The sequence below is a fragment of the Salipaludibacillus aurantiacus genome, assembly GCF_900111295.1.
GTDB lineage: Bacteria > Bacillota > Bacilli > Bacillales > Salisediminibacteriaceae > Salipaludibacillus > Salipaludibacillus aurantiacus.
The window spans coordinates 25,020-51,904 of record NZ_FOGT01000018.1; the positions used below are offsets into that span (position 1 = coordinate 25,020).

A 26,885-nucleotide genomic window follows, 5' to 3' on the forward strand; every position below is an offset into this window, starting at 1 on the left:
GAAACAGCAAATCTTATTTACAATAGTAAAAGACTTTTAATCCTGTAGAGAAGCAGAGATTAGACATAGGATTAAAGCTATGAAAGAAAATGAGGGTGAAACGATTGGAACATTTCATGGGTGAAGGGTGGCAGCTTAGGCCTGCCGGTGGTGCTACCGGTGAGGCTTATGTTGCTGAACAAGGGGATCAGAAAATATTTATAAAACGTAATTCTTCACCGTTTTTGGCCGTTCTTTCCGCGGAAGGGATTGTTCCTAAACTATTATGGACAAAACGCCTTGAAAACGGAGATGTGATCACTGCTCAGCGGTGGGTGGACGGGCGAGAATTAAAATCTTACGAGATGAACAATGATCGTGTAGCCTCTTTATTATCCAAGATCCATCAGTCCAGGGATTTACTTGATATGTTCAAGAGAATGGGAAACCATCCGCTGACCCCTGAGCACATTCATTATAAAGTCAGCAGAAAAAGCGATGAAATTAATATACAAGATCCTTTCGTAAGAGAGGCCTTAAAATGGCTGGAGGATAACCTTCCAGAGTATAGTGAAGACAATTATGTGGTCTGTCACGCAGATGTTAACCATAATAACTGGATCAGCAACAGTGAAAACCATCTTTATTTAATTGACTGGGATTGTGCCCAGGTTGCTGACCCTGCTTTAGATTTAGCTCCATTATTATACGTTTATATTCCGAAGAAAGACTGGGAGTCCTGGCTTGGCACTTATGGTGTCGATATCACAAAAGACCTCGTTAAACGTATGCAATGGTATATGGTAGGCCAGTGTATTGAGAACATTCTTTGGTACTGGCAGCGAAATGAATTTAATGATATTGCTAAGTGGTCGGAGTTATTACACACTATTCTTCATGAAGCAGGCCATCATACGAGTTAAAAAGAACCTGGCAATCACGGTGTGATTTATGCCCAGGTTCTTTTTTGCCGTATTTTGTTTAGATGCCTATTTATCTTGTAATGATTACTCAGTACGGTTAATACTGTCGACCTGTTGAATCCACGAATTTAAGTCAGCAGAAGAGACAGTTGAATGCTGGCCTTCTTTATCGTGCTGATAAGCATATTGCTCAACAGACAGCAGCAATTCTTTGAGTTCTGCCGATATAGCCCCGTTTTGCATAAGGGAATTGACCAGACTTTGAAGCTGGTGAAATTCATCATGGGACCCGTAATGCTCGCTTTGCTGATTTCCAAGTATGTCTTTTAAAAGCTCAAGTTGATGGTGATAACTGATAGACATTCATTAATCATCCTTTCCATTAGAAAGAGTCTCCTATGGACAAAGGATGTGGAAAAACAGAAATTTTATACAAACAGTTTAAATTTCTCTTCCTTTACGCTGTTCATAATCAAAAGTAACCTTTCCGCCTCCGTCAATTAATAAAGATAACTCTTCTGTCCAACGGGAGAGATTCAGTTTGTGATATTTAATTAATTCATTCGTTTCCTTGCTTTCTTTTGCAGTTTCTATAAAAGCATCAATCTCCTGAATCGTCCCTGAAAAATTCTCGTTTAGTGGTTCTTCTTTTAAACTTTTAATTATTCCTTCTATTTTATTTATTTCATCTTTAGTACCCTCTTCCTTTTCTTTCAGTTGTTTTACAAGTGATTGTAATTGTTCCAAAATCTGATAACTGACCATATTTAATTCCTCCTTTAAGAAGTGAGTTTCAGCAAATATCTTGTTATTATGTTCCCTTTGCTGGAAAATTTACACATAATTCTATACATTTTAAAGTTTTATTTATTAAAAGCCGTCTGACGTAATTGGTTATTTATGATATTCTTATTTTGTAGTTTTTAGATGATGGATAATAATGGAGTGTGAAAACTGATATGCGTTTAAGAAATAAGCCCTGGGCCGAAGATTTTTTAAAATCACATCCGGAAATTGTAGAAGGTTCACCGGCCGGGTGGCATGGAAGATGGAAAGAAAAGTTTGGCAATGACGGTCCTTTGCATGTAGAGGTAGGCAGCGGGAAAGGCCGGTTTGTGACAGAAATGGCAAGAGTTCATCCAGAAGTTAATTTTATCGGTATAGAGAAATATGAGAGTGTGATCGTGACAGGGGTGGAGCGGCTTTTAGAAAATCCAGTACCGAATGTCCTTTTACTCCAGGAAGATGTCCAAGAACTGACTGATTTTTTTGAAGAAGGAGAAGTGGATCGGATTTACATTAACTTTACTGATCCTTGGCCTAAAAATAAGCATGCAAAAAGAAGGTTAACGCATGAAAATTTTTTAGTTAAATATAGAAATGTTTTAAAAAAAGATGGAGAGATTCATTTTAAAACAGATAACCAAGAGCTGTTTGAATACTCCCTTGAGAGTATGACTCAATTCGGTTTCCAGCTTAACAATGTAAGTCTCGACTTACATAAGAGTGACATAGAGGGCAATATCATGACAGAATATGAAGAAAAATTTTCAAAAAAAGGAATGAGGATTTACCGGCTGGAAGCAAGCTTAAGAAAATAATCTTCGGAAGGCGGGATGGATATGGCGTTGGAACAGTTTAAAGTGGGAGAGGGTGTGACACTGACGTGGTTAAACGGCGGTGTCACCCACATGGATGGAGGAGCTATGTTCGGCGTGGTGCCTAAGCCTCTCTGGTCCAGAAAATACCCTCCAAATGAGAACAATCAAATTACATTAAGGAGCGATCCTCTCCTTATTCAAGCTGATGGGAAGAATATTTTATTAGAGTCAGGAATAGGTAATGGAAAACTGTCGGAGAAAGCAAAGAAAAACTTTGGCATTACACAGGAATCTAAGCTGGATGAGTGCCTGGGCCAATTAGAATTAACAAAAAATGACATAGACGATGTCCTCATGACACATATGCACTTTGATCATGCCAACGGGTTGACTGAATGGAAAGGTGATGAACTGGTCTCTTCTTTCCCAAACGCTGTCATACATGTGCAGGAGACAGAGTGGGAAGAAATGAAGCATCCTAATATAAGATCTAAAAATACGTATTTCAAAGAAAACTGGGAAGGCATTGCCGGCCAGGTCGAAACGTTTAAATCTGATTATGAAGCCGTTCCCGGAATAAAACTTATTCATACCGGGGGTCACAGTGCCGGCCATTGTATTCTTCATATTTCACGAGGCGGCAAAGAGCTTTGGCATATGGCGGATATTATGCCCACTCATGCTCATCAGAATGTCCTGTGGGTACTCGCCTACGATGATTACCCTATGGACTCGATAGCCAAAAAACAGGAATACGTTTTGCCGGCCATTGAAAAAGAATCCTGGTTTATTTTCTATCATGACCATAAATACAGAGCGGTCAGATGGGATAAGTCAGGGAAAGAATTACTGGAAAGTGTTGAAAGAAACCGAAGCAACGAATAGAAAAACTGCTCCAGGGCCTTAAAGCCCAGGAGCAGTTTTTTGATTAGCTTACTCTTTTGTGAAGTTACCAATCACGTATCCTTCTTCAACATCTCCCTTGCCGATGAAGGCAACAAGTGCATAGTCACCAGCATCAAGGTTATCATAAACGCCTGAAGCGTCCAATGTTAAATCGTGGTCTCCCTGAGAGAGAGGGCCGAATGTATCAACATATGCTACAGGAGCAAATCCGGCAGTGAAGATATACATTTCTGCATAATCTACATCACGGTTAAGGTTCATATAAAACTCTATGCTTCCATCTTCAGTGACAGAAGTGATTCCGCCGTAGCTTAAATGAGGGTAATCAGGATCCATCACAAAGAGAATGGTAGGCACTTCAATCACTTCATTACCGCGGGAAAGAGTGATCATTCCTTCATAATAGCCAGGTTCAAGTACGCCTGCGTTAACTTGAACGTTCATGTTAACTTTTTGGGTTCCCCCTGCTTTAACATTCAGGTTATTACTCGTATTTACTTTAATATGTTTATCTCCATCGTAGATGTCTACGTCAATTGAGTATCTTTTTCCTTCTTCAGACAAATTCATGACTTCAAAATGCTGTCTTTCTGTCTGGCGGCCTTTTTCTTTATCGAAGACGCCGAAAGAATGTGATCCAGGGCTTACAAGCGTTTCAGCAGTCAGAGCTTCAACCACGCGAATACTGCCGGCTCCCTGAGTATTAAAAGGATAAACATTCCCATTTTCGTCATAAATTGATTCAGCTGTGTTCATTAAGGCAGCTTTAACTTTATCAGTTCCCCAGTTAGGGTTTTTCTCTAATAAAAGTGCTGCAGCTCCTGCTACATGAGGCGCTGACATGCTTGTACCTTGTAAAGAGGCATAACTTTCTCCAGGGAATGTGCTTACAATATCGACACCTGGAGCAGAGACATCAGGCTTAATCATCCACGTCGCATACGCTGGACCCCTTGAAGAGAACTCAGCGACAGTTTCTCCAACTTCCCGGTCGAATTGAATATCAAAAGTGACTTCATTGTTTCCGGCTTTCAATTCGTCAACCATTTTCTGGCCATCAACATCGTCCAACTTTAGTGTTGGCACGGCCATACCAGGAATAACGAACGGTATTTCGCCTTCACCGTTATTGAAGATAATGGCCCCAACAGCTCCAGCAGCAGCGGCGTTCTCAGCCTTCTCAACGAAAGGAATATCTCCACGCTTAATTAAAGCAATCTTGCCTTCTACATCTACGCCGTCAAAGTCTCCAACTCTGCCAAGCTCGGCATCGACGAATTCATACGATTCTCCGTCTAATGCCAGAAGCTCCTCATCATCATTGAAGCCCATTACTTTTGCTGTCGGATATTCAACATCTTCACTTGTAAAAAGGTCGGCTTCGTATAGATTATAAGGTAGCTGGGTGGCACCAACTGATATGGCATCGCGGCTCGTACCAGGAGAACCGACAGTCCAGTTGTTAGGCCCGCTGTTTCCGTTTGAAGTTACAGCTACTACGCCTTCAGCCATTGCCCAGTCAAGAGCGATAGACGTAGCCCAGTCAGGGTCGTTTACTGTATTTCCTAAAGACAGGTTCATGACATCAGCACCGTCTTTAACAGCTAATTCGATACCTGCTACGACATCAGCTGTCGTACCGCCCTGCGGTCCAAGAACACGGTAGCCAAGCAGGCTGGCGTCAGGTGCAACCCCTTTAATGTTTCCGTTAGCAGCAACGGTTCCTGCTACATGTGTACCGTGGTACTGACCTTCCCCTTCCTGAGGATCGTCATTGTTATCGACAAAGTCATAACCTTTGTAGTCTCCAAAAGCATGAGCCAAGTCAGGGTGTGTATAATCAACACCTGTATCAATGATGGCTACTGTCACACCTTTACCTGTAATTCCTAAGCTTTCCCAGGCTTCATCAGCTCCAATAAAAGGAGCACTGTCCATCATTTCAGGAGAAAATTCCTCACTAGAGATTTTTTCAGGAGAAAATTCTGTAGCTTGGTAAGTCACAGACGGATAAATCGCCTGAACTCCGTCCAATTCAGTTAACTGCAGCACTTCTTTTTCAGATAAAGTTAACGCAATACCTGAGAATAAATGGTCATATTCTCTTTCAACTTCACTGTCTGGAATAAGAGCTGCAATGTCACTCTTTAACTGCTCACGGTTCTTTTTCAGGTTAGCTTCAGACTGAGCGAGCCCTTTATGTTTCGCTTCAGTTATAGAAGGTTCATCAAGCTGAACCATTACTGTAATCTCTTCAGAAGAATTAAAATCATAGGTTCCTTTGAGTTCTCCAAGACTGTCTGAATTTTGTCCAGACGCTTGTCCAGTCTGAGTAAAACCGGATGCAAGCAACACCAGGACCATGATCATTAAAGCTGCTTTTTTCTGTAAAAAACTTTTCAAAAAGACCCCTCCTAAATATTATTTGACGGAAACTGAAAAAAAGTCACCTCCAGAAATTGGTTATGTATACGAGAGCTGGAAAAAACTCTCTCTATAAATTATTTCGTAAAACGAGATTTTTTTCTTGAAACAATTGGATTATTATTCTGAATTTTACAAACTATAACAAATTCTTATAAATAGCGATGTAACAGCTTTTTGGGTCTTTAGGTCTGTTTTTTCACGGTTGAAATGAAAGGTTAGTATAGTATGAAAGTTCTGAAAAATAAATAAAAAAATGAAATATTTACGGGAGAAATGAAAAAAACATTTGATGAAAATGAAGAAAATTAAATATTAAGGGAGGTTATTAAATAGCAAAAAAAAGAAATAGGCCGATCGATTTAATTTAAGATAGGCCTTTTAAATAAAAAAGCCTGCCGGAAAACTCCGGCAGGAGAAAAGAGAGTTAATCTTCCTGTTTATTCAAAGCGAGGACTGCACCAGTTGAAGCATCTACAAAGAATTCATAGGCTGCCATTTTACCGTTCTCATCTGAACATGTAATCCCGCCTCGGTAAACATCATAGACGAGCTGGTCCTGTTCAAACTCCTCGGTAATCATATGTACCCATGACCCTTCAATGGTTCCAAGATGTGTCGTTTTTCGTTTAACCGATTTCAGTGCTTTTTCCGGTGATAATTTTCCATCTGTCTTTTCCAATTGATTTTTAGCCAGTATAGTCACTGCGACCCCTGCGCCAACACCAGCTGCGAAACGTTTCCAACCCATAAAGCACACCTCTTTCTAAAAATATACTTCTGTAGTTCTAGTTCCCAATATTAGTATATCGAAACTAATAATAAAAGCCAATCTTCCAGTTTATTTTTTCATAAAAGATAATTTTCATGAGAGAGATAATTATTTCGTTTACCGAAAAAAGTGGAAACCATTCAGACAATTCGTTAAAATAAAAATAGCTTACATAACAATTTTCAGGGAAGGAGATTGAAAAGATATGAACAGTGAAACATACAAAATGTTTGAAACATTAACACAGCTTCCGGGGGCACCCGGTTTTGAACATCAAGTCCGGGCATATGTAAAAAAAGAATTGGAACAATACAGTGATGAAGTGATCCAGGACCGCCTTGGAGGGGTTTTTGGAGTTAAAAAAGGAAATGGAACAGGCCCTAAAGTTATGGTTGCCGGCCATATGGATGAAGTAGGCTTTATGGTCACGTCTGTAAATGAAAAAGGGCTGATCCGTTTTCAGACTTTAGGCGGCTGGTGGAGCCAGGTCCTTCTTGCACAGCGACTTCAAATTATAACTGATAATGGCCCTGTCACAGGGGTTGTAGGCTCTATCCCACCACATCTGTTAGATGAGGTGAAGAGAAATAAGCCAATGGAAATTAAGAACATGTATATAGATATAGGGGCGGACAATAAGGAAGATGCGGAGAGAATCGGTATTAAACCGGGCCAGCAGATTGTGCCGGTTTGTCCAATGGAGACGCTTGCTAATGATAAAAAAATTCTGGCCAAAGCCTGGGATAACAGATATGGTGTCGGTCTGTCGATTGAACTTTTAAAAGAACTTAAAGATGAGAAGACTCCTAATATATTATATTCAGGAGCGACGGTTCAGGAAGAAGTTGGGCTGCGCGGGGCTCAGGCTGCCGCTAATATGATTAAGCCCGATATCTTTTATGCTCTCGATGCAAGTCCTGCAAATGACGCATCAGGTGAGAAAGATGCTTTCGGCCACCTTGGCAAAGGGGCATTATTAAGAATATTTGATCGTACAATGATCACTCACCGGGGCATGAGAGAGTTCATTCTCGATACAGCAGAAACGAACAAGATTCCATACCAGTTCTTTATTTCCCAGGGCGGCACAGATGCCGGCAGGGTGCATATTTCCAACAGCGGTGTCCCTTCAGCGGTAATAGGCATCTGCTCAAGGTATATCCATACCGCTGCTTCAATGATTCATGTGGATGATTATGCCGCTGCCAAAGAACTGATTACCACCCTTGTAAGACAGACGGACGAAACGACATTAAAAACCATCCGGGATAACGTATAAATAACGATTATCGTATCCTGAAAATCCCGACAGCTGATCGGGATTTTCTTTTGGCTGTAATCGGCAGGGGGTGACATGTCTTAGGCGAATAACATTAGGGGTCAGACCCCCCAGATGCTGGAAAAAAGAAAGGGGGCTTGGAGTGATGGAAAAAGGATTGTATGTCGGTTCTGAAAATCCGGCTAAAATAGCATCGGTCAAAGAAGTGTTCGGTAAAGACTTTGAAATACGAGGTGTTTCGGCTCCTTCGGGCGTATCGAGTCAACCTGCTTCAGACGAAGAAACAATGCAGGGAGCTGTGAACAGAGCAAGATATTTAATAGCCAAAACCGATGGAAAATTAGCTCTCGGTCTTGAAGGAGGAATAATGACTCTTAATAAAGGCTTGTATTTATGTAACTGGGGGGCTCTGGTCACTGAACAAGGCGGGGTGTATTTGGCCGGAGGAGCAAGAGTACCTCTGCCTGAATCTGTCGTAAAGCTCCTTCAGGACGGACTAGAATTAGGAGAAGTAATGGATATATATACGAAGCAGCGAGACACCCGTAAAAAAGAAGGTGCAATCGGGATACTGACTAATGGACACATTACCCGTTCAGAAATGTTTGTCCATATTAATTTGATGCTTAAAGGGCAGTATGAAAAATTTCTTACATACTGATAAGTACTCAAAAAACGAGGCCGGGACAAAACTAAAAACAAGTTTGTAAAAGACGAACAATAATTTTATCAGACAGTTTGAAACGTGGGTCACTTTTAGTTTTACCACATATTAAAAAGCCTCAGGCTCTTTTGATTGAAGGACAGAAGGCGGCGACGCCCGAGGGATTAAGCGCAGTCTGAAGATCCAATTCAACGAAGCTCCAGGCTGAGTTGAATTTAGCTGAAGACAAGCCCCTGGGCAAGCGTCCGCCTGGCGGACTGAAATGACTACTATTCATCAGAAGTTACAAAAGCGAAAAACCGAACAAAAATCATAAGATTTGTTCGGCTTTCTTTATGATTACTATTCTTTTGTCTCAGCTTCGTTCTTTTACTACTCAAAAATATATGAGAGAGCCTGCAGGGCCTGATCAGTATTTTCTACTGTAACCTGGGCTCTTTCCGAGAGTTCTTTTAGCGGGTGGTGAAGTTCTTTAGGTCTGACAAGTATGAGCGGTTTATTTAATGCAACAGCGGCGGCAGCATCTGCGGCACTGTTCCACTGCTTGTACTTTTCTCCGAAAAGAGCAATAACAACATCAGATTTTTCCAGTAAAACTCGCGTTCGTAAATTGTTAATTTTAGAAGCTGCTTCATCCTTGTATATGTTGTCGGGCTGCTCTCCAAGAATCTCTTCTCCTATGTTATCAGAGCGGTCATGATTCTCCATAGGACCGGTAAAAGAGACAGGGAGGTTTTTGGATTTCGCTTTTTCTTTCACTTCCTCCCGCCAGTTATCGTGGATTTGGCCAGCTAAATAAACAGTTAATTCCATCTTATACCTCCTTATCAGCATTACTTACATTCTACAATTTTCCCATTAATAAAAAAACAAAAACAAACATTTTTCACGGCAAGCATACCCGTAATTGAGTGTGTTATTATAATAAACGATAAACAACAGATGCAGGACAGCAGGTGTGAAGAAGTGAAAGGAGTTCCTGATGAAAGAATTTCTGAAACGAAAAGGAATAGAACCATCTTTTCAAAACTACGTCATTAATGCATTAAGTTATATGGCTTTAGGGTTGTTCTCCTCGTTAATTATCGGGCTGATAATGGAAACGGCAGGTACCCAGCTTGGGGGCCGTCCGGGCGGCCAGCTTTTAGTCCAGATGGGGGAGACTGCCATGAGTCTTTCCGGACCGGCTATTGGAGCGGCTGTTGCCTACGGACTTGGGGCGCCTCGTCTTGTTCTGTTTGCAGCACTCGTAAGCGGGGCTTCAGGAGGGGAAATGGCAGGACCTGCTGGGAGTTTTCTGGCGGCCCTCATTTCAACAGAAATTGGTAAAATGGTTTCTCAGGAAACTAAAGTGGATATTATCGTCACTCCTTTCGTTACAATAGCTGCTGGTGTCGGCACGGCTTTAACGATTGGTCCGCCGATCGCAGGAGGTATCCGGCAATTTGGTTCCTTTATAATGTGGGCGACAGAGCAGCAACCATTTGTAATGGGAATACTGGTTGCCGCCCTGATGGGTCTCGCATTAACCGCGCCTATTTCAAGCGCTGCCATCGCTTTTATGCTTGAGCTGGAAGGGGTAGCAGCAGGAGCAGCGACTGTAGGATGCGCTGCCCAGATGGTCGGATTTGCAGTAAGCAGTTTTAGGGAAAATCGATGGGCCGGTCTGCTGGCATTAGGAATAGGTACATCCATGCTGCAAATTGCCAATGTGATTAAAAACCCATTGATTCTTATTCCGCCCACCTTATCCGCGGCCATACTCGGCCCGGCTGCCACAATGGTTTTTGTAATGGAAAATAACGCAGCCGGAGCAGGCATGGGAACGAGCGGCTTTGTAGGGCAAATAATGACGGTTCATACGATGGGGAGCGGAACACCGGTTCTTTTGAGTATTCTCTTGCTTCATTTTATTGGCCCGGCATTACTTAGTCTGTTATTCTCAGAGTGGCTGAGAAGAAAAAATCTGATTAAGTATGGAGATATGACAATCGAAAAATCTTAAGGAGGAATTAAGATGGAACAAATTACATCTCATGATCATTACAGTAAAGTTATCAGGGAGAAGGGAAGTGTGCTGATGTTTTCGGCAAGCTGGTGCCCGGACTGTGTGGTGATAGATCCGGTGATGCCTGAACTGGAAGAAAAACATTCTGAATTGGGATTTTACAAAGTTAACCGGGATGATTTTATCGAACTGTGCCAGGAGTTAGATATCTTCGGTATTCCAAGTTTTATTGTTTTTAAAAATGGTGAAGAGGCCGGCCGGTTTGTGAGCAAGGATCGTAAAACGAAAGAGGAAATTGATACTTTTATACAGGAAGCTAAACAGAAATAATCCTGCAGAGCAGCTCCGTAACGAGCTGCTTTATTACTGAGAGCCCGGTCACTGCCTTTGCCTTGGAATAAGCAGAGAAATTGGAGTTGATCGTTTCCCATGGTAAAATACAAATGTACTGGAGGGAAGAACTAATGAAACCGATTCAATTAAAGCGTGAAATTGAAAAACAACTGGATAATGAAAACTGGATCACTTCTTTCGACAGAGAGCAGGAAACTTTAAGAATTATAGATAAGCGGGTAGATAAAGGTGTTACAATTAATTTAGGAAACCTTGGCCCTAAAATGAACGAAAATAAAGACCAGGTATTACAGGAGACAATGAAAACGATCAAAGAAGGGTTAAGACTTTTAACTGCCGAAGTCAACCTCGCAGGGAATGAGCGCCATATTTTTCCTGTGATCAGGGCCACGTCTTTTCCTACTGAAACAAAAGATGGAAGAAAATTAGTGTATGCAGACCATACCGCGGAAACGAGAGTATTTTACGCCGTAGACCAGGGAACGTCATATTCCTTAATTGACGAAAACATGCTTGAAAAGGATAATAAAACCTTAAATGAAGTTCAGGAAGCTGCCCAGTTTAATCTACGGTCCTTGAAGCACACAATGAAAGAGGACAAAGTGGCAGGGAATACTTTTTATTTTCTGAGTATGGATGATGGCTACGATGCGAGCAGAATTCTGAATGAATCTCTGCTTAAAGAAATGGATGAAAAAGTTCACGGACAGTTAACCGCAGCAGTACCTCACCACGATGTCCTTATTTTCGGGGATATTCAAAATGAAACCGGGTACGATGTCCTTGCCCAGATGGTTTTTCAGTTTTTCTCGGAAGGAAGAGTACCTATTACGGCACTACCGTTTATGTATGAGGACGGAGAACTAGAGCCTATCTTTATACTTGCACAGAAAAAGCCGAAAGAGACGAAAAAAGATTGATGAATTATCTGTTCACAAAAGTTATTATTAAGTAAGATAATAAAGAATCGCCCTTCTGGTGGTTCTTTTTCTTTATCCTGAAATAATAATTTTGCATTTCTAATTGGAAAATAGGTGATCAATATGAAAAAAAACTGGAACGAGTATTTTTCTAAATTAAAACAATGGATGTTTCCGGATGAAGAAAAGTATGAACCGGCAACTGAAAATAAAAAGAGGATGATTCACATTCCTCATAAACAAGTTATTAATAAAGAAGAATATGATGTAAAAATGATACACCAGTATCCTAAAAAGGGAACGTTTCGTTTCCCTCTCATAGAGGATGAATCTCCCGAACCCCCTGCATTGAAACAAAATAAAGACTCTGGTCCGGAACCTGATGTTTCTGAATTTACAAGGAAAAAAGAACAGAAAGAACAGAAAGAACAAAAAGGGGCACAGGATGAAAGACAACCTAAAAAGAAGTTTCAGGGAGAACATTTTAAACCCCAAATGATTCCTTCGCCAGTTTACGGGTTTCACCCCCGCGAAGAGAAGCGTAATTCTAAAAAAGAAAAACGGGAAGAAGACAAAAATGAAGAAGCTGCAGGCTCTGCTGATACTGAGGAAACACTTATACAGGAGACTGAAATGACAAGAGAGCCGGCTAAACCTTCAGTCCAGGAAAAAGAGGTGGCGGTTCAGAGAGAAACAGAACCCGCAGATAGTGAAGACTTCTCTTACGGGTTAAGTGATATCACTTTTGTTTCTGAAGAAGACTACACACCTAATGAGAAAGGAATATCAAAGATTCAGGGACATCAAGGAAGCGAAAGATCAGAAGGCGGGGCTCACGAAGAGGAAGAAACATCAGCCGATTCTTCTGCCCCTGAAAAAGAGCTGGCCGGGCTGCTGCACAAAAAGAGAAGTTCCCGTGGAGACGGGCTGATTGAGAACAGTCATAAGCCCGATTTATCTGAAACATCCGCCACAGCAGAAAATGCTGCAATCAGCGAAGGTTCACATCATTTTAATCAAGGGAACAGCTATGCATTCCCGCCTCTCAGCTTACTTGACCTCCCGGCAGAAAAGTCTTTGGAGGATGACCGGTGGCTTGAGGAAAAAACGCAGCAGCTGAATGAGACGTTTGAATATTTCCGTATTCGCGCAAAAGTGGTGGAAGTCACTAAAGGACCAAGTGTGACAAGGTTTGAAGTTCAACCGGACCCAGGTGTTAAAGTAAGTAAAATAGTAAATCTTTCAGATGATATAAAGCTGAGCCTTGCTGCGAGGGAAATCAGGATTGAAGCGCCTATTCCTGGAAAAAATGCTATTGGAATTGAGGTGCCGAACGAAGTAGCTGAACCTGTGCATCTAAGTGAAATTCTCCGTGATGCCGCTTTTCAGAAGCAAACTTCTCCATTGAGTGCAGCCATGGGAATGGGAATATCAGGAGAAGCCATCGTGACTGATTTACAAAAGATGCCGCATGGGCTGATTGCAGGGGCCACAGGTTCCGGTAAAAGTGTGTGTGTCAATTCCATTCTTACAAGTATATTATATAAAGCAGCCCCTGATGAGGTGCGCTTATTGTTAATTGACCCGAAAATGGTTGAACTGGCTCCTTATAATGAGGTGCCGCACTTGGCGGCTCCGGTAATTACAGACCCTAAAGAGGCAACTAAAAGCCTCAAGTGGGCTGTAAGTGAAATGGAAAACAGATATGAAAAATTTGCGAAAGCAGGAGCCCGTGATATCTCCCGGTATAATGAAAAAATGAAAAAATCCGGTAATGAGAAATTTGTTTTACCTTACCTCCTGATTGTTGTGGATGAGCTTGCAGATTTAATGATGGTGTCACCACAGGAAGTAGAAGACTCAATTTGCAGGATTGCACAGAAGGCCAGGGCTTGCGGCATTCATTTGCTGGTTGCTACACAGCGGCCTTCCGTTGACGTTATAACAGGTTTGATAAAAGCAAATATACCAACAAGGGTAGCGTTCTCTGTTTCTTCCCAGGTAGATTCCCGTACGATCCTTGATGGAAGTGGTGCTGAAAAGCTTCTGGGCAGAGGAGATATGCTGATGCTGGAGAATGGCTCTTCAAAGCCGTTAAGAGTTCAGGGCACCTTTGTTTCTGATGATGAAATAGAGCGGGTGGTTGATTATGTCAGCAAGTCTCCGGCTCCTGGTAAGCTGTTTCAAATAGACGAGTTAAAGGAACAGACCCCTATGGAAACAGAAGATCCGCTATTTGATGAAGTATGTGAGTTTGTCGCAGAACAGCAGGCTGCTTCAGCTTCACTTATACAACGCCGCTTCAGGATGGGGTACAACCGAGCAGCGAGGTTAATTGACGATATGGAGGCGAGAGGACTGGTCTCTCCTCAAAGAGGCAGTAAACCCCGTGAAGTTTATTTGACAAACCATGACTATAAAGAGGAGAATATATAAAAAGATAATTAATACTACACATGCAGCTTCTTTTTTTATACAATGTGTATGTATTGTTTATAATATTCCACACAATTTCATAAGGTAAGAGATCCGTGAGAGCTTTTAAGGGAACGAAGAACCGCGAAGAATGCACTACAGCACGATTCAATTCCTCGATTTCGTCGGCTAGCACGATTCACGCGAGATCGAACTAAACCAGGGAGGGATGTTCTCATGCAACAGGTATCTTTGGAAAATTTGGTTCAATACGTATCTCCGCAGTGGCTTCACCTTTTGAAAATGGAAGAAAGATCCCGGTCTATTGTATTGCGTAACGGGATACAGAAATTAAATGAAGAAGATGTCGCAGAAATTATGGAAGCTGTGATTAAGGAATACGCTAAAGAAACCCTCTATCATTAATTCGAAGCAGGGATTTTCAAGGAGATTAGAAATGAAAGAAATTCATCTGAAACTTCAAGGGAAAATTAAACGTCTGACGAATAAAACATTTAAATTTGATGAAAGAGTGGGAGACGGCTGGTTCTCCGCTGTTTACTTTTTAAAAACAAAAGAAATTGCAGAAAAGTACAAGTCGGATAATATCGTAACTATGCAATTTTTTCAGAAAAAACAAGCTGTATTATGCGGCACCGATGAAGTGATCGCCCTTTTGGAAACCTTTGCCTTAAACCCTGATGAGCTTGAAGTTCATTCGCTTGAGGACGGCGATAAAGTGGAGCCGTTTGAAACCGTTTTGACCATTAAGGGGCCTTATCAGAATTACGGTTTTCTTGAAGGAGTAATTGACGGTATTTTTGCAAGGCGTACCTCTGTTGCGACTAACGTATATGAAGTGGTAAAAGCTGCTAAATCATCCGGCGATGAAAAACCGGTTATATTTATGGGTGACCGGGACGATCATTTTATGATGCAGGCCGGTGATGGCTACGCTGCATACATTGGAGGATCAAAAGCCCAGGCAACACATGCAATGAATGAGTGGTGGGGAAAAAGAGGAATTGGAACAATGCCCCATGCTTTGATTCAGCTGTTTGAAGGAGATGTGGTTGAGGCCACAAAAGCCTATAAAGAAACTTATCCGGATGATGATTTATTAGCTCTGGTCGATTACAATAATGATGTTATCACCGACTCTTTAAAAGTCGCCCGTGCCTTTGGAGACAACCTTGAAGGCGTCCGGGTCGATACGTCGAATCATTTAATTGATAAATATTTCACCCGGCATCCGGAAGTACTTGGTACCTTTGATCCAAGAGGAGTCAATCCACAACTCCTTTTTGCTCTTAGGGAAGCACTTGATCAGGAAGGGTTTAATCATGTTAAAATAGTGGCCTCCGGAGGATTTGATGCTAAACGTATAGAAAGATACGAACGGATCGGCGCACCGGTGGATATGTATGGGGTCGGCAGCAGCCTTCTTAAGGTGCATATTGGTTTTACAGGTGATAATGTTAAGCTGAACGGGAATCACGAAGCGAAAGCAGGACGAAAACTCCGGGAAAACCCGCGTTTACAAAAAATAACATTCGGGCAATGATCAAAAAGCTGTTCAATTGTTTACCAATGAACAGCTTTTTTCTCTTGTAATTTTGGAAAGTTAATTTTTAAAAGATTAAAGACAAAAGGCTTCCAGGCTCTCGTCAATTTGATGACACCGTTTTTTATAACTTAAAAAGCTGGGTGGCATGTTAGCATAAAAAGAGGTTAGAAGGGAATCCGCAAAATAGGATTCCTATGTCTTTTGAACGGTCTTAATTAAAGGAGTAAGTGATAATGAAAGGAAAACGAGCAGAGTTTCTGATAGATCTTGAGAAATTAAAAAAACAAAAACAAAAGCGGATGGATGAGAACTTTGCAGATTTATATGACTGGATGTTTACTTATGTTCAAAAGGAAGCAAATCTAAGGGAGAAAGTCCGTGCGAAACATCTCTTCCGCCATAAACTGGGTCTGAAGGACACAGACGAGTTGGATGCCGGGCTTCATCTTCATTTTGAACATTGGCTCCTGTTCGATTACGTAACAGTTGTAGGTTCAAGACTGCTTGACTTGTTTGTGCGAACAAAACAGGATAAAATGTCTAAAACAATGCTGGGAATTTGTGGGATATTAATGGTGATGCACCTCGAACCCGTTCGGGTGAATAAGATAGAAGAAAACCACATTTTACTATCCCCATTTTTCAAAGAGAAAAACAGCCAGATAAAAGCTGAACCTTATTTGTTCAGGCCGGATATAAAAGAGGGAGACCTGATTTTAGCAAGAACTGCCACGATAGGGTTTGAGAAGAGAATTATAGGCCCGTGTATAGTTATAGACCAGCGTTTTGAAAAAGAGGCAGCTGCCCGGCTTGAAAAAAAGTATAAGGAAGGGCATGAAGAGTACCGCAGATATTTAAAAGAGTATGGGATTGATATGCTCAAGTATCAAAAAGTAAGATGAACGTCCGGTGTCAAACGAAGTAAAATATAAAAGAGACAAAGAAGACACGGAGTTTAATGGTTCTGCCTATTCATTTTTGATATAATGGTCTAACGTCAAGCTTTAAAGTGGTCAATTTGGAATAAAATACAAAAAATAATGTATCATAACTTTAAAAAGCAAGTTATATTCGCTGGTTGTAAGATCTCAATATAATCGTGGAGGTTTAATGATGACAGTTTATCATTTTATTGGTATTAAAGGCTCCGGGATGAGCGCCCTCGCGCAAATTCTGAGCGATATGAAATACAAAGTTCAGGGATCCGATGTAGAAAAAGTATTCTTTACACAAAAACCTTTGGAGAAAAAGGGTATTCCAATTTTTCCTTTCGAGAAAGAAAATATTCAGGAAGGTCAGACAGTCATTGCATCACCTGCTTATAATAGTGACAATGCAGAAATACAGGCTGCGTCAGAGTTGAACGTCAAAGTTCATTCCTATCCTCATTTTTTAGGTGATTTCATTCAAAATTTTACGAGTGTGGCCGTTACAGGCTCTCACGGCAAAACTTCGACCACCGGATTGCTTTCTCATGTTATAGGAGAGGCTAAACCGACGTCCTATTTAATTGGGGATGGGACAGGTAAAGGTGAGGAGAACAGTGAGTATTTTGTGTTTGAGGCATGTGAATACCGCAGACATTTCCTAAATTACCACCCGGATTATGCGATTATGACGAACGTGGATTTTGATCATCCAGACTATTTCAAGGATGTAGAGGATGTTTTCAGCGCTTTTCAGGAAATGGGCAGACAGGTGAAAAAAGCGATTATTGCCTGTGGAGACGATGAATATCTGCAGCAGCTGAATGTACAGGTGCCTGTACTTTATTACGGCCTGAGTGAAGAAAATGACTTTTACGCTAAAGATATCAGAGCTGATAAAGAAGGGACACATTTTGATGTTTATATCAGAAGCTCATTTTACGGCTCTTTTACAATCAATGGATATGGATCTCATAACGTCCTAAATGCTTTAGCTGTTATCACTTTATGCGATTATGAAGAAATTGATCTGAATAAAGTGCAGGCCCAGTTAAAGACGTTTGGAGGGGTGAAACGACGTTTTACAGAAAAAACGCAGGGAAGCCAAATTTTGATCGACGATTATGCCCATCATCCAACAGAGATATCTGCCACTATTGAGGCGGCTCAAAAAAAATATCCGGAAAAAGAAGTTGTGGCCGTATTCCAGCCTCATACCTTTACCCGCACAAAAGCTTTTCTGGATGAATTTGCAGAGAGCTTAAGAGCTGCTGACCATGTTTATTTATGTGATATTTTTTCTTCAGCCAGAGAAAAAGACGGAGAGCTTTCTATTGAAGATTTACTTGAAAGAATTCCTGGAGCCTCTCTCATCCAGGAAGAAAAGATGGATATTCTGCATAAACATGAAGAAGCTGTACTTATTTTTATGGGAGCAGGAGATGTGCAGAAGTTTCAGGCTGCTTATGAAAAAACATTTTAACAGGTTAAGAGTATGGTGCGAGGCTGGGACAAAAGAATAGTAATCATAAAGAAAGCCGAACAAAATTTTCGAATTTTGTTCGGCTGTTCTTTTTGAGGAAAGGAGTGACTTCAGTCCGCCAAGCGGACGCTTGCCCAGGGGCTTGTCTTCAACTAACTTTCCCGAAGGACTCCTTCGGGAAAGTGGATTTTCAGACTTCGCTCATCCTCTGGGTGTCCTCGCCTTCGTTTATCGGATTACTAATATATTTAAGGGGTGAGTTATTTCTGCATGATTGGCTAAAATTTACTCAGCCTAGAGCTTCGTTGAATTGGATCTTCAGATATGCCTTCTGTCCTTTAATCAAAAAAGCTAAAAATAGATGATGTGCAAAAATCACGAGACGCCTGCAGGAAAAGCATCTTCTGAAGGTCCCGCAGGCGATTTTTGCCGAGGAGCTGAAAAGATGCCTGCGGCAAGCTAGTGCATTTATGAACCTCATCTCATCTTATGGTCTTTTGTGAATTCATTCTTCGGTTATCCTGGGTTTAATTTAGTTTTGTCCCAGCTTCTTTTTGTTATGCGTTTGAACATTGAGGCTTTACCAGGACTGGAGACTGGTTATTAAAAATCCAGCCGGCAGAAGAGACTGGAGGCTGGAAGAAATAATGAACTGGCTGGTGCCAGGCGTTATTTAAGATTTTCAGGGTTTAAGCCTTGAAGGTCGTCAGTTACAAAGCGTCCATTTTCCCTGATCAGTTCTCCATCGAAATAAATGTTTCCACCACCATATTCAGGACGCTGAATATTTACGATATCCCAGTGGATTGCTGAATCGTTGCCGTTATAAGCATTCTCGTAAGCCTGCCCGGGCGTGAAGTGGAAACTTCCGTCTATTTTCTCGTCAAATAAGATATCCTGCATAGGATGTAAAATGTAAGGGTTGACGCCGATGGCAAATTCACCGATGTATCTTGCGCCTTCATCAGTATTAAAGATTTCGTTAATTTTCTCCGTGTGGTTGGCTTCGGCGTGAATAATTTTCCCATCTTTAAAAGTTAAGGAAATGTTCTCAAAAGTAGTGCCCTGGTAGGGTGAAGCAGTATTATAAGTAATTGTTCCGTTTACAGAATTTTTTACAGGAGCTGTATAAACCTCACCGTCAGGTATGTTCAGCTTTCCGGCACACTTAATTGCCGGTATATCTTTAATGGAGAACTGCAAATCGGTGCCTTCACCTGTAAGGCGTACTTTATCAGTATTATTCATTTTACTGACTAAGGCATCCATAGCCTTGTCCATTTTTGCGTAATCCAGGTTACACACGTTAAAATAAAAATCCTCAAACCCTTCGGTGCTCATTTGAGCGAGCTGGGCCATTGAATGGCTTGGGTATCGGAGGACTACCCACTTAGTTTTAGGAACTCTGATTTTGCGGTGTACTTTAGTCCCTACTGTCTGCTGGTGCAAACTCATTTTATCTGACGGGACGTCGGATAATTCGTTAATATTGTCCCCTGCCCTTAAGCCGATGTAAGCGTCCATTTGTTTCATTACATAGGCCTCAAAATCAGCAGTCATCTCTTGCTGTTCTTCAGTTGCGTCTTTAAGCAGATATCGGTTTACTTCGTGTTCTTTAAGGGAAACGAAAGGAATAGCTTCAGCTTTATAAGCTTCTTCAACCAGAGCTTTAACTAATTCCGTCTGAACGCCGAAGTTCTCTATCAAAATCTTTTCTCCCTTTTGCAGGTTTGTTGAATAACGGATTAAATTTTGAGCAAGTATGGAAATACGCGGATCTCTCATAAAAAAATTGCCTCCTTTTGGAATAATGGAATACCATCTACTATTTTACACACATCTTAATTTGGAAGCCAGAAGACGTCATGAAAACAGCGGGTAAGGACAAAAAATCATTACTTGCCGGCAGGAATTTGACAAAAGATGTTGAATCTTGTTCTTATAAGATTAAAATGAAACTACAAGAAAAATTCAGGAGGTATTTGTCATGGAATGGTTAATCTATGTAAGCGTTGCAATAATTGCAATTTCTTTTGCTTTTCTCGTGTTTTATATTATCCAGACGTTGCAGTCACTGAAAAAAACAATGGATAACGTCTCTACCACGGTAGAAGAGCTGCAGAGTCAGGTGGATGGCATTACTAAAGAGTCAACAGAATTATTACATAAAACAAACAGTTTGGCTGACGATCTTCAGCAGAAATCAGATTCTCTAAACTCTGTTTTTGCTGCAGCTAAAGATCTTGGAGAGTCCTTCCAGAACATGAACCATTCAGTAAGAAGAGTCTCGGATGCTGTATCCAGAAAAGCTGATGAGGAGTCTGAACAAGTTGCAAAGGCTGTAAAATGGGGGAATGTCGTATTAGACTTCTGGTCAAAGTGGAAGACTAAAAAAGCGGAAACATCAAAAGCAGCTGCAAATAGTAATAATTAAGGAAGGGATTTTGCGAGGGAGGTATTGAAATGAGCGGAAAAGGGATTGATACAAAAGATTTTTTTATTGGTGGAGTTATCGGAGTAATAGTTGGTGCTTCCACGGCAATTTTACTGGCTCCAAAATCGGGAAAAGAGTTAAGGCAGGACATTAATCATCAGGCCAGAGCAGCTAAAGATAAAACGTCTGACTGGACAAATCAGGCTGTAGAGAAAGGCAGTTCTATGGCGTCAACTGCTGCCAGAAGTGTATCGGATCAGTCAACGCACCTTATAGACAAAATGAGGCGGCTTTCTTTATCAGTCAGAAAAGATGTCGAACAATTAACTGAGTCTGCAGATTATTTAGCAGATGATCTTGAAGGAATCAGTGAAGATATAGCAGCTTCAGTAAAACAGGAAGTAGAAGACTTACAGCGTTCAGTGGAGCAGCTCGTTAAAGAAGTGGAAGAAAAAGAAAGATTAAAACAAAAAAACGAGGGCGTTCCAGAGGAGGAGAAGGAGGATATTCAGTGAGCATCAAGAAGATTGAAAGCAAAGAAGAACTGCAGCAAGTACAAGGAGAAACAGAACGATTTTTTCTTTTAAAAAACAGTATTACTTGCCCTGTTAGCAGGGAAGCGTTGGAAGAAATGGAAAAGTATTCTGATTCCGACTCAGCTCTTCCTGTTTATTATTTAAATGTTCAGGAATTAAGGGAAGTGTCAAACGGAATAGCAGATGAGTATGGTATAAAGCACGAATCTCCCCAAGTATTTTTAATACAAAAAAATGATGTTGTATGGGATGCTTCCCATTGGAAAGTAACAAAGAAAAACGCTGAAAGGGCTGCAGAAGCTCTTTAAAAAACAGACTGTGCCGGTACTAATCACCGGCACAGTTTTTTAATACCTTGAATATTTTCCCCGATCAGCGCCATACTCCTGCTTTTGGTTACAATACTGATTGTAATCTCATTCGGCTTATTCACACCTTATCGTCAGGTCAAATAAATTACATAATAGGTTTACTAAATTTAGCCAGAATATGTTGGATTAAAAAAATTATATATTTTTTTTAAAGAGTCGTGCATACTGATATGAAGGCATATTGAGATGCTCACTTCCACTTTACCGCTTAAAAGCGTTTAAGAATTAAAGAAAAGGTGGTGACATTCTTAAACGTATCGTATATAATAGTGGCTAAATCAAAAAAAGTCATATAAGACTTTGCTGCAAAGAGAGGAGTTTTCTTAATGGGTAATGAACAATTAGAAGAGCTGAGAGGCCAGTTGGATAAAGTAAATGATCAGCTGGTAGAGTTAATTAATGAACGGGCAAAGATTGCTCAGGAAATCGGTCGAGTGAAGAGTGCGCAGGGTCTTAACAGGTTTGACCCGGTACGAGAACGAAAGATGCTTGATTCAATTGAGGCAAATAATGAGGGACCTTTTGAAACATCCACCCTTCAGCATATTTTTAAAGAAATCTTTAAGGCGAGCCTGGAGCTTCAGGAAGACGATCACAGGAAAGCATTGCTGGTTTCCCGTAAAAAGCATCCTGAAGATACAATCGTAACCATCCGCGGCGAAAAAGTCGGGAATGGAGAGCAAAAATTAATAGCAGGCCCTTGTTCTGTTGAAAGCTTTGAGCAGGTAGACGAAGTTGCGAAAGCTTTGAAAAAAGAAGGGATTAAGTTTTTAAGAGGCGGAGCATTCAAACCAAGAACGTCTCCTTATGACTTCCAGGGCCTTGGTGAAGAAGGATTGAAAATTCTTAAAGAAGTAGCAGATAAACATGACCTGGCTGTTATTAGTGAAATTGTCACTCCGCACGATATTGAAAAAGCGGTGGATTACCTGGATGTCATTCAGATTGGTGCGAGAAACATGCAAAACTTTGAACTGCTGAAAGCTGCGGGAAGTGTAGATAAACCAATCTTATTAAAGCGCGGGCTTTCTGCCACAATTTCTGAGTTTATTAATGCTGCTGAGTATATCCATTCAAAAGGAAACGGAAATATTATGCTGTGTGAAAGAGGAATCCGAACTTATGAAAAAGCAACCAGAAATACGCTTGATATTTCTGCTGTTCCGATCCTGAAACAGGAAACTCACTTGCCTGTCTTTGTAGACGTTACTCACTCGACAGGACGGCGGGATCTTCTTCTCCCAACCGCCAAAGCGGCGTTGGCAGTTGGGGCTGACGGGGTAATGACAGAGGTCCACCCTGATCCGGCAGTAGCATTGTCTGATTCAGCCCAGCAAATGGACATTCCTCAATTCCATGAATTTATGGCACGCCTTGAAGAATCAGGTCTTTATAAGAAAAAGACAGCTGAAGTAAAATAAAGATGCAACGAAAAAGCTCCTTTCATATCAAGGAGCTTTTTCCTGTTTTGAGATTAAGCAAGAATAGATAAAACGCTTTTGTGACACTCTATAGATAAGGGTGGGATACAGAATGCGTTTAAGAAAAAGTTCAGCTTTTTTATTTGTATGTTTGCTATATTTGTTAAATGGATGCACGTTAAGCAATTATAATATTAATACGCCAATTGAATATACAAAGTTTTCAAAGCCTCATTATACCTCAGAAGAAAAGGAAGATCTTGTAGCATTTATTTATGAAGCAGAGGCACATATACAAAAGCCGGTCAAAGATGCCGTGCTGAATGGAGACGGTGTTCCAGTGTTTCCGGCTGAATTTAAGACAAAAAACGATTTGTTTGAATACTTCCAGGCTGTTCTGTCAATTGAACTCGCTGATACGATGGCCCGGAAATTGTCAGATTTAAGCTTAAGTAAAGATGGAGAATATTTAGCTGCCGTCATTGACGCAAAGTATCCAACAATTGAGGATGCAACAGAAAATACAATCGCTCTTATCCAGCACACTACTGTCCATTCTGTAGTGGAAATGGAAATTATGGAAGGAAAAATACCATACAGGCTGCAATACACTATTATGAAAAACCGTTTTGGGGAACATAAAAAAATAGTTCAGAAAACATATGTTGAATATTAACTTTTAATGGAAAAAAAGCAGGATGTTTAAATGCAAAGCAGTAAGAAATTTATAAAGAATTCTTAACTTTTGGCGGGGACGTGACGATATTATATAAGAATTTGCGCGCCTCCTGAAAGTGTCGTATTATAGCAGTACATTATGAAAGTATGAAAACCATATCATGTATGATATATAAGGAGGAGCAACAGATGAATATAACTATTTATGATGTAGCAAGAGAAGCAGGAGTGTCTATGGCAACAGTTTCCCGTGTGGTGAACGGCAATCCTAACGTCAAACCGACCACAAGAAAGAAAGTACTTGAGGCAATTGAACGGCTCGGATACAGACCAAACGCTGTGGCAAGAGGTTTGGCAAGTAAACGTACAACTACAGTAGGTGTCATTATTCCTGATATTTCGAGCACGTTCTTTTCGGAGCTCGCCAGAGGAATTGAAGATATTGCGACAATGTATAAATACAATATTATCTTATGTAACTCTGACCAGAATAAAGAGAAAGAAATTCATTTAATTAACACGCTTTTAGAAAAACAGGTAGATGGTATTGTCTTTATGGGCGGAGAGATTACTAAGGAACACGAAGAAACGTTCAAGAATTCCCCGGTACCTATTGTTCTGTCGGCAACTATTGATGATCAGAAAGAGTTCCCTTCAGTTAATATTGACTATAAACAGGCAGCTTATGATGCGGTAGCCGCATTAACAGGGCAGGGGCATAAAAAAATAGCGATGCTCTCAGGAACACTGGAAGATCCTATTAACGGGTATATGAAATTCGCCGGATACAAAAAAGCACTCCAGGATGCTGGTCTCGATTTGAATGAAGATCTTGTAATCATTGGAGATTATACTTATGACTCAGGTCTGGAAGCTATGGAATCACTTCTTAAACTGGACGAAAGACCGACAGCTATTTTTGCATCTACCGACGAAATGGCCCTTGGAGTCATTCACGGAGCCCAGGATGCAGGGTTCAAGGTCCCGGACGATTTTGAAATTATCGGATTTGACAACACCAGACTTGCAACAATGGTACGGCCGACTTTAACGACAGTTGTGCAGCCTATGTATGATATCGGGGCTGTCTCTATGCGTTTATTAACAAAATATATGAACGAAGAAGAGGTGACAGATAAAGTAGTCCTGCTGCCGCACAGAGTGGAATATCGTCAATCCACGTCTTTTGGTGAAGCAGACTGAGCTGTTATATCCTTTTCAGGGCTTTCCGTCCTTTTTTAATGGCGGGGCCTTTCCTTAATTGGAGCGTTCTCTATATAGAAATAAAGTGTATGAGAAATGTGCAGCGTTAGGGAGAGGGTTATGAAAAAAATCGACTTATTAACACCAATAGGAATATTTATAGGGTTAACGGCTCTTTTGGCAGCTATTTATACAAATGCAGCAGGGTCAGGTGAACTGACGGATTTTATTCAGGTTGCTTCCATGTTCATTGTTTTAGGAGGCCTGACTGCGGCGATGCTCATTAACTTTTCTATATCAAATTTACGGGTTCTCCCTAAAGTCATCAAGGAAACGTTTCAAACGAAAGATCTTAATTTACAAGAATTAATTGATACGTTTGTAAGTCTTTCTTCCAGAGCGAGAAGAGAAGGTCTCCTTGCGCTGGAAGCCGGGTTGGAAGATGTAGAGGATCCTTTTATTAAAAAAGGAGTTCTGCTGGCAGTAGACGGCATAGAACCGGATATTATAAAAGATATTATGATGGCAGAAGTGGTAGCTATGGAGGAAAGGCACCGGAAAGGCCGGTATATTCTAGAGAAAGCAGGAGAGTATGCTCCGGCCTGGGGGATGATCGGAACGCTGGTGGGACTCGTGCTGATGCTGCAAAATTTAAATGACCCTGCCACCTTGGGTCCTAATATGGCTATAGCTTTATTAACGACCTTATACGGAACGCTGTTAGCCAACCTTGTATTTAATCCTATGGCAAATAAATTGGCTTTAAGCACGGAGGAAGAAGTTTTTGTTAAACAAATTGTAGTAGAAGGTGTCATAGGAGTACAATCCGGTCAGAACCCAAAAATATTAGAGGAAAAGTTAAGTGCCTTCCTTCCTAATCATGTAAAAACAGAGGAGGAGGAAGTGCTGGAGGAGAAGGTTGTGAATGGATAGACGGAGGAACACTCAACAGGACAAAGGGGCTCCTAAATGGATGGTCACATTCTCCGATATGATGACACTTATTCTCGTTTTCTTTATCCTTTTATTTTCCATGTCGGTAGTCGACGCAAATAAATTCCGTGCCATTGCTGATTCTTTTCAGGACAGAGCTGTTTTCGATTTTTACCCCTCTCTCATACCTTTTGAAAATCCCGCTGAGGACCGGGACGTAAAAATTGATCCTTATGAAGAAGAAGGTGAATCCTCTGATTCTTCAACTGAATTAGACGGAGAGGAAATGAATGAACAGCTGGATCTTTTGCTTGAAGAGGTTGAAGACTACCTGGAGACAAATGATTTGCAACATGAAATAACGGTTTCCCGGGATGACAGGGGAGTCGTGCTCGTGTTACAGGAGCAAGCACTGTTTAAGACGGCGAGAGCTGATATTATTAAGGATGCCGAGCCTTTTCTGGAGAAAGTAGGAACTTTGCTCAATGGAATTCCCAATATGGTAAAAGTTGAAGGCCATACTGACAGCCGTCCCATTAATACTGTCCAATACCCTTCAAATTGGGAATTATCAGGAGCAAGAGCGAGTAGTGTGATAAGATTTCTAATATCGGATAAAGAGTTGGAGCCTCGCAGGTTTCTTGCAGTAGGGTATGGGGATACACGGCCGGTAGCTCCTAACACGAGCGCCGATAATCTTCAGAAAAACCGGCGGGTTGTTATAGTTATTTCAGATCCGGCATACGAAAATAGTGAGTTATATTAATTAATCCGGGTTTAACACCGGATTTTTTATATTTTAGCTTAGTTAAAGGTGAGTGCTGACTTTTTAATTCTCTTACTCTGGAACAAGTGCGGGCAGTCAATGCAAAAAGAGCTTACTTAATCAGTGGGTTCACTCCCGGCGAAGGCTTACACCACAGGCATAAGTGCACCATAGGTCATTAGGAGCTTCAGCTAAGCCCTTCACGTCCTGTGAAAACGCCGAAGTCACCACATCCGTGTGGAAGTTCGCTGTGTTTCCTTTATCTGAGGGCTTGTCTTCAACTAACTTTCCCGATGGACTGCTTCGGGAAAGTGGATTTCAA

General features: G+C 41.1%; 27 protein-coding genes. 21 read left to right on the forward strand and 6 right to left on the reverse strand.

Going from position 1 to position 26,885, the window contains the following annotated elements; all coding sequences use genetic code 11:
* The first annotated feature begins 116 nt into the window (after positions 1 to 116).
* Positions 117 to 902 carry a phosphotransferase family protein gene (locus BMW59_RS17525; protein ID WP_245733208.1) on the forward strand — a complete coding sequence of 262 codons (786 nt, stop codon included), beginning with the start codon at positions 117 to 119 and terminating at the stop codon, positions 900 to 902.
* An 84-nt stretch (positions 903 to 986) separates the two neighbouring features.
* On the opposite strand, the gene BMW59_RS17530 is transcribed toward BMW59_RS17525, so the two are convergent.
* Together BMW59_RS17530 and BMW59_RS17535 are read right to left on the reverse strand one after the other, a co-directional pair.
* On the reverse strand, positions 987 to 1,265 hold the full coding sequence (locus BMW59_RS17530; protein ID WP_093054921.1) for a YtzH-like family protein: 279 nt from the start codon (positions 1,263 to 1,265) through the stop codon (positions 987 to 989).
* 78 nt (positions 1,266 to 1,343) lie between these two features.
* Positions 1,344 to 1,667, reverse strand: coding sequence for a YtzH-like family protein (locus BMW59_RS17535; protein ID WP_093054923.1), 324 nt, complete (start codon positions 1,665 to 1,667; stop codon positions 1,344 to 1,346).
* A 194-nt stretch (positions 1,668 to 1,861) separates the two neighbouring features.
* On the opposite strand from BMW59_RS17535, the gene trmB reads away from it, so the two are divergent.
* Together trmB and BMW59_RS17545 are read left to right on the forward strand one after the other, a co-directional pair.
* On the forward strand, positions 1,862 to 2,503 hold the full coding sequence (gene trmB / locus BMW59_RS17540) for a tRNA (guanosine(46)-N7)-methyltransferase TrmB (protein WP_093054925.1): 642 nt from the start codon (positions 1,862 to 1,864) through the stop codon (positions 2,501 to 2,503).
* A 27-nt stretch (positions 2,504 to 2,530) separates the two neighbouring features.
* Positions 2,531 to 3,388 carry a YtnP family quorum-quenching lactonase gene (locus BMW59_RS17545; protein WP_093055035.1) on the forward strand — a complete coding sequence of 286 codons (858 nt, stop codon included), beginning with the start codon at positions 2,531 to 2,533 and terminating at the stop codon, positions 3,386 to 3,388.
* Between the two features lie 48 nt (positions 3,389 to 3,436).
* Here BMW59_RS17545 and BMW59_RS17550 read toward each other — a convergent pair whose 3' ends face one another.
* The gene (locus BMW59_RS17550) at positions 3,437 to 5,812 is read right to left on the reverse strand and encodes a S8 family serine peptidase (protein WP_245733210.1); all 2,376 of its coding nucleotides are present in this window, start codon (positions 5,810 to 5,812) and stop codon (positions 3,437 to 3,439) included.
* Between the two features lie 448 nt (positions 5,813 to 6,260).
* Entirely contained in the window at positions 6,261 to 6,584 is a 324-nt protein-coding gene (locus BMW59_RS17555) for a PepSY domain-containing protein (RefSeq protein WP_093054927.1), read from the reverse strand.
* Between the two features lie 226 nt (positions 6,585 to 6,810).
* On the opposite strand from BMW59_RS17555, the gene BMW59_RS17560 reads away from it, so the two are divergent.
* Positions 6,811 to 7,884 (forward strand): M42 family metallopeptidase, encoded by a 1,074-nt coding sequence (locus BMW59_RS17560; protein ID WP_093054929.1) that lies wholly within the window; start codon positions 6,811 to 6,813, stop codon positions 7,882 to 7,884.
* 145 nt (positions 7,885 to 8,029) lie between these two features.
* Entirely contained in the window at positions 8,030 to 8,545 is a 516-nt protein-coding gene (locus BMW59_RS17565; RefSeq protein WP_093054931.1) for a DUF84 family protein, read from the forward strand.
* A gap of 375 nt (positions 8,546 to 8,920) precedes the next feature.
* Here BMW59_RS17565 and BMW59_RS17570 read toward each other — a convergent pair whose 3' ends face one another.
* Complete coding sequence (locus BMW59_RS17570) at positions 8,921 to 9,361, reverse strand: YtoQ family protein (RefSeq protein ID WP_093054933.1); 441 nt, start codon at positions 9,359 to 9,361, stop codon at positions 8,921 to 8,923.
* Between the two features lie 169 nt (positions 9,362 to 9,530).
* Here BMW59_RS17570 and BMW59_RS17575 point away from each other — a divergent pair, with 169 nt between their 5' ends.
* From BMW59_RS17575 to murC, 8 genes are all read left to right on the forward strand, one after another.
* On the forward strand, positions 9,531 to 10,553 hold the full coding sequence (locus BMW59_RS17575; RefSeq protein ID WP_093054935.1) for a PTS sugar transporter subunit IIC: 1,023 nt from the start codon (positions 9,531 to 9,533) through the stop codon (positions 10,551 to 10,553).
* Between the two features lie 12 nt (positions 10,554 to 10,565).
* The gene (locus BMW59_RS17580; RefSeq protein ID WP_093054937.1) at positions 10,566 to 10,886 is read left to right on the forward strand and encodes a thioredoxin family protein; all 321 of its coding nucleotides are present in this window, start codon (positions 10,566 to 10,568) and stop codon (positions 10,884 to 10,886) included.
* A 134-nt stretch (positions 10,887 to 11,020) separates the two neighbouring features.
* A complete protein-coding gene (locus tag BMW59_RS17585) occupies positions 11,021 to 11,830 on the forward strand; it encodes a DUF1444 domain-containing protein (protein ID WP_093054939.1) in 810 nt (269 codons plus the stop codon).
* 123 nt (positions 11,831 to 11,953) lie between these two features.
* Positions 11,954 to 14,266, forward strand: a complete 2,313-nt coding sequence (locus tag BMW59_RS22300) for a DNA translocase FtsK (protein WP_177174416.1) — start codon at positions 11,954 to 11,956, stop codon at positions 14,264 to 14,266.
* A gap of 216 nt (positions 14,267 to 14,482) precedes the next feature.
* A complete protein-coding gene (locus BMW59_RS17595) occupies positions 14,483 to 14,671 on the forward strand; it encodes a hypothetical protein (RefSeq protein ID WP_093054941.1) in 189 nt (62 codons plus the stop codon).
* A 31-nt stretch (positions 14,672 to 14,702) separates the two neighbouring features.
* Complete coding sequence (locus BMW59_RS17600) at positions 14,703 to 15,809, forward strand: nicotinate phosphoribosyltransferase (protein ID WP_093054943.1); 1,107 nt, start codon at positions 14,703 to 14,705, stop codon at positions 15,807 to 15,809.
* 236 nt (positions 15,810 to 16,045) lie between these two features.
* Complete coding sequence (locus BMW59_RS17605) at positions 16,046 to 16,714, forward strand: hypothetical protein (protein ID WP_093054945.1); 669 nt, start codon at positions 16,046 to 16,048, stop codon at positions 16,712 to 16,714.
* A gap of 211 nt (positions 16,715 to 16,925) precedes the next feature.
* Positions 16,926 to 18,221 carry a UDP-N-acetylmuramate--L-alanine ligase gene (gene murC, locus BMW59_RS17610; RefSeq protein WP_093054947.1) on the forward strand — a complete coding sequence of 432 codons (1,296 nt, stop codon included), beginning with the start codon at positions 16,926 to 16,928 and terminating at the stop codon, positions 18,219 to 18,221.
* A gap of 669 nt (positions 18,222 to 18,890) precedes the next feature.
* Here the strand turns inward: murC and BMW59_RS17615 are convergent.
* Positions 18,891 to 20,006, reverse strand: coding sequence for an aminopeptidase (locus tag BMW59_RS17615; protein ID WP_093054949.1), 1,116 nt, complete (start codon positions 20,004 to 20,006; stop codon positions 18,891 to 18,893).
* Positions 20,007 to 20,208: 202 nt separating this feature from the next.
* Here BMW59_RS17615 and BMW59_RS17620 point away from each other — a divergent pair, with 202 nt between their 5' ends.
* From BMW59_RS17620 to motS, 8 genes are all read left to right on the forward strand, one after another.
* Complete coding sequence (locus BMW59_RS17620; protein WP_093054951.1) at positions 20,209 to 20,655, forward strand: DUF948 domain-containing protein; 447 nt, start codon at positions 20,209 to 20,211, stop codon at positions 20,653 to 20,655.
* Between the two features lie 29 nt (positions 20,656 to 20,684).
* Positions 20,685 to 21,170: a YtxH domain-containing protein gene (locus BMW59_RS17625; RefSeq protein WP_093054953.1), complete on the forward strand. Its 486-nt coding sequence runs from the start codon at positions 20,685 to 20,687 to the stop codon at positions 21,168 to 21,170.
* Positions 21,167 to 21,499 carry a bacillithiol system redox-active protein YtxJ gene (gene ytxJ, locus BMW59_RS17630; RefSeq protein ID WP_093054955.1) on the forward strand — a complete coding sequence of 111 codons (333 nt, stop codon included), beginning with the start codon at positions 21,167 to 21,169 and terminating at the stop codon, positions 21,497 to 21,499. Before BMW59_RS17625 ends, ytxJ begins: the two co-directional genes overlap by 4 nt.
* A 389-nt stretch (positions 21,500 to 21,888) precedes the next feature.
* The gene (locus BMW59_RS17635) at positions 21,889 to 22,983 is read left to right on the forward strand and encodes a bifunctional 3-deoxy-7-phosphoheptulonate synthase/chorismate mutase (protein ID WP_093054956.1); all 1,095 of its coding nucleotides are present in this window, start codon (positions 21,889 to 21,891) and stop codon (positions 22,981 to 22,983) included.
* Between the two features lie 112 nt (positions 22,984 to 23,095).
* Positions 23,096 to 23,659 carry a hypothetical protein gene (locus tag BMW59_RS17640; protein WP_093054957.1) on the forward strand — a complete coding sequence of 188 codons (564 nt, stop codon included), beginning with the start codon at positions 23,096 to 23,098 and terminating at the stop codon, positions 23,657 to 23,659.
* 191 nt (positions 23,660 to 23,850) lie between these two features.
* Positions 23,851 to 24,864 carry a catabolite control protein A gene (gene ccpA / locus BMW59_RS17645; RefSeq protein ID WP_093054959.1) on the forward strand — a complete coding sequence of 338 codons (1,014 nt, stop codon included), beginning with the start codon at positions 23,851 to 23,853 and terminating at the stop codon, positions 24,862 to 24,864.
* A 120-nt stretch (positions 24,865 to 24,984) separates the two neighbouring features.
* Positions 24,985 to 25,797 (forward strand): flagellar motor protein MotP, encoded by an 813-nt coding sequence (gene motP / locus BMW59_RS17650; protein ID WP_093054961.1) that lies wholly within the window; start codon positions 24,985 to 24,987, stop codon positions 25,795 to 25,797.
* Entirely contained in the window at positions 25,790 to 26,563 is a 774-nt protein-coding gene (gene motS / locus BMW59_RS17655) for a flagellar motor protein MotS (RefSeq protein ID WP_093054962.1), read from the forward strand. The genes motP and motS overlap by 8 nt, the downstream gene beginning before the upstream one ends.
* Positions 26,564 to 26,885: the final 322 nt, after the last annotated feature.

Bases quoted from the DNA above. Each gene is read 5' to 3' on its own strand.
- murC (WP_093054947.1), top strand. From the start codon at position 16,926: ATGACAGTTTATCATTTTATTGGTATTAAAGGCTCCGGGATGAGCGCC.
- trmB (WP_093054925.1), top strand. From the start codon at position 1,862: ATGCGTTTAAGAAATAAGCCCTGGGCCGAAGATTTTTTAAAATCACAT.
- BMW59_RS17615 (WP_093054949.1), bottom strand. From the start codon at position 20,006: ATGAGAGATCCGCGTATTTCCATACTTGCTCAAAATTTAATCCGTTAT.
- BMW59_RS17530 (WP_093054921.1), bottom strand. From the start codon at position 1,265: ATGTCTATCAGTTATCACCATCAACTTGAGCTTTTAAAAGACATACTT.
- BMW59_RS17625 (WP_093054953.1), top strand. From the start codon at position 20,685: ATGAGCGGAAAAGGGATTGATACAAAAGATTTTTTTATTGGTGGAGTT.
- BMW59_RS17580 (WP_093054937.1), top strand. From the start codon at position 10,566: ATGGAACAAATTACATCTCATGATCATTACAGTAAAGTTATCAGGGAG.
- BMW59_RS17600 (WP_093054943.1), top strand. From the start codon at position 14,703: ATGAAAGAAATTCATCTGAAACTTCAAGGGAAAATTAAACGTCTGACG.
- BMW59_RS17575 (WP_093054935.1), top strand. From the start codon at position 9,531: ATGAAAGAATTTCTGAAACGAAAAGGAATAGAACCATCTTTTCAAAAC.
- BMW59_RS17525 (WP_245733208.1), top strand. From the start codon at position 117: ATGGGTGAAGGGTGGCAGCTTAGGCCTGCCGGTGGTGCTACCGGTGAG.
- BMW59_RS17565 (WP_093054931.1), top strand. From the start codon at position 8,030: ATGGAAAAAGGATTGTATGTCGGTTCTGAAAATCCGGCTAAAATAGCA.
- ccpA (WP_093054959.1), top strand. From the start codon at position 23,851: ATGAATATAACTATTTATGATGTAGCAAGAGAAGCAGGAGTGTCTATG.
- BMW59_RS17635 (WP_093054956.1), top strand. From the start codon at position 21,889: ATGGGTAATGAACAATTAGAAGAGCTGAGAGGCCAGTTGGATAAAGTA.
- motS (WP_093054962.1), top strand. From the start codon at position 25,790: ATGGATAGACGGAGGAACACTCAACAGGACAAAGGGGCTCCTAAATGG.
- BMW59_RS17555 (WP_093054927.1), bottom strand. From the start codon at position 6,584: ATGGGTTGGAAACGTTTCGCAGCTGGTGTTGGCGCAGGGGTCGCAGTG.
- BMW59_RS17570 (WP_093054933.1), bottom strand. From the start codon at position 9,361: ATGGAATTAACTGTTTATTTAGCTGGCCAAATCCACGATAACTGGCGG.
- BMW59_RS17560 (WP_093054929.1), top strand. From the start codon at position 6,811: ATGAACAGTGAAACATACAAAATGTTTGAAACATTAACACAGCTTCCG.
- BMW59_RS17620 (WP_093054951.1), top strand. From the start codon at position 20,209: ATGGAATGGTTAATCTATGTAAGCGTTGCAATAATTGCAATTTCTTTT.
- BMW59_RS22300 (WP_177174416.1), top strand. From the start codon at position 11,954: ATGAAAAAAAACTGGAACGAGTATTTTTCTAAATTAAAACAATGGATG.
- motP (WP_093054961.1), top strand. From the start codon at position 24,985: ATGAAAAAAATCGACTTATTAACACCAATAGGAATATTTATAGGGTTA.
- BMW59_RS17585 (WP_093054939.1), top strand. From the start codon at position 11,021: ATGAAACCGATTCAATTAAAGCGTGAAATTGAAAAACAACTGGATAAT.
- BMW59_RS17535 (WP_093054923.1), bottom strand. From the start codon at position 1,667: ATGGTCAGTTATCAGATTTTGGAACAATTACAATCACTTGTAAAACAA.
- BMW59_RS17605 (WP_093054945.1), top strand. From the start codon at position 16,046: ATGAAAGGAAAACGAGCAGAGTTTCTGATAGATCTTGAGAAATTAAAA.
- BMW59_RS17595 (WP_093054941.1), top strand. From the start codon at position 14,483: ATGCAACAGGTATCTTTGGAAAATTTGGTTCAATACGTATCTCCGCAG.
- BMW59_RS17640 (WP_093054957.1), top strand. From the start codon at position 23,096: ATGCGTTTAAGAAAAAGTTCAGCTTTTTTATTTGTATGTTTGCTATAT.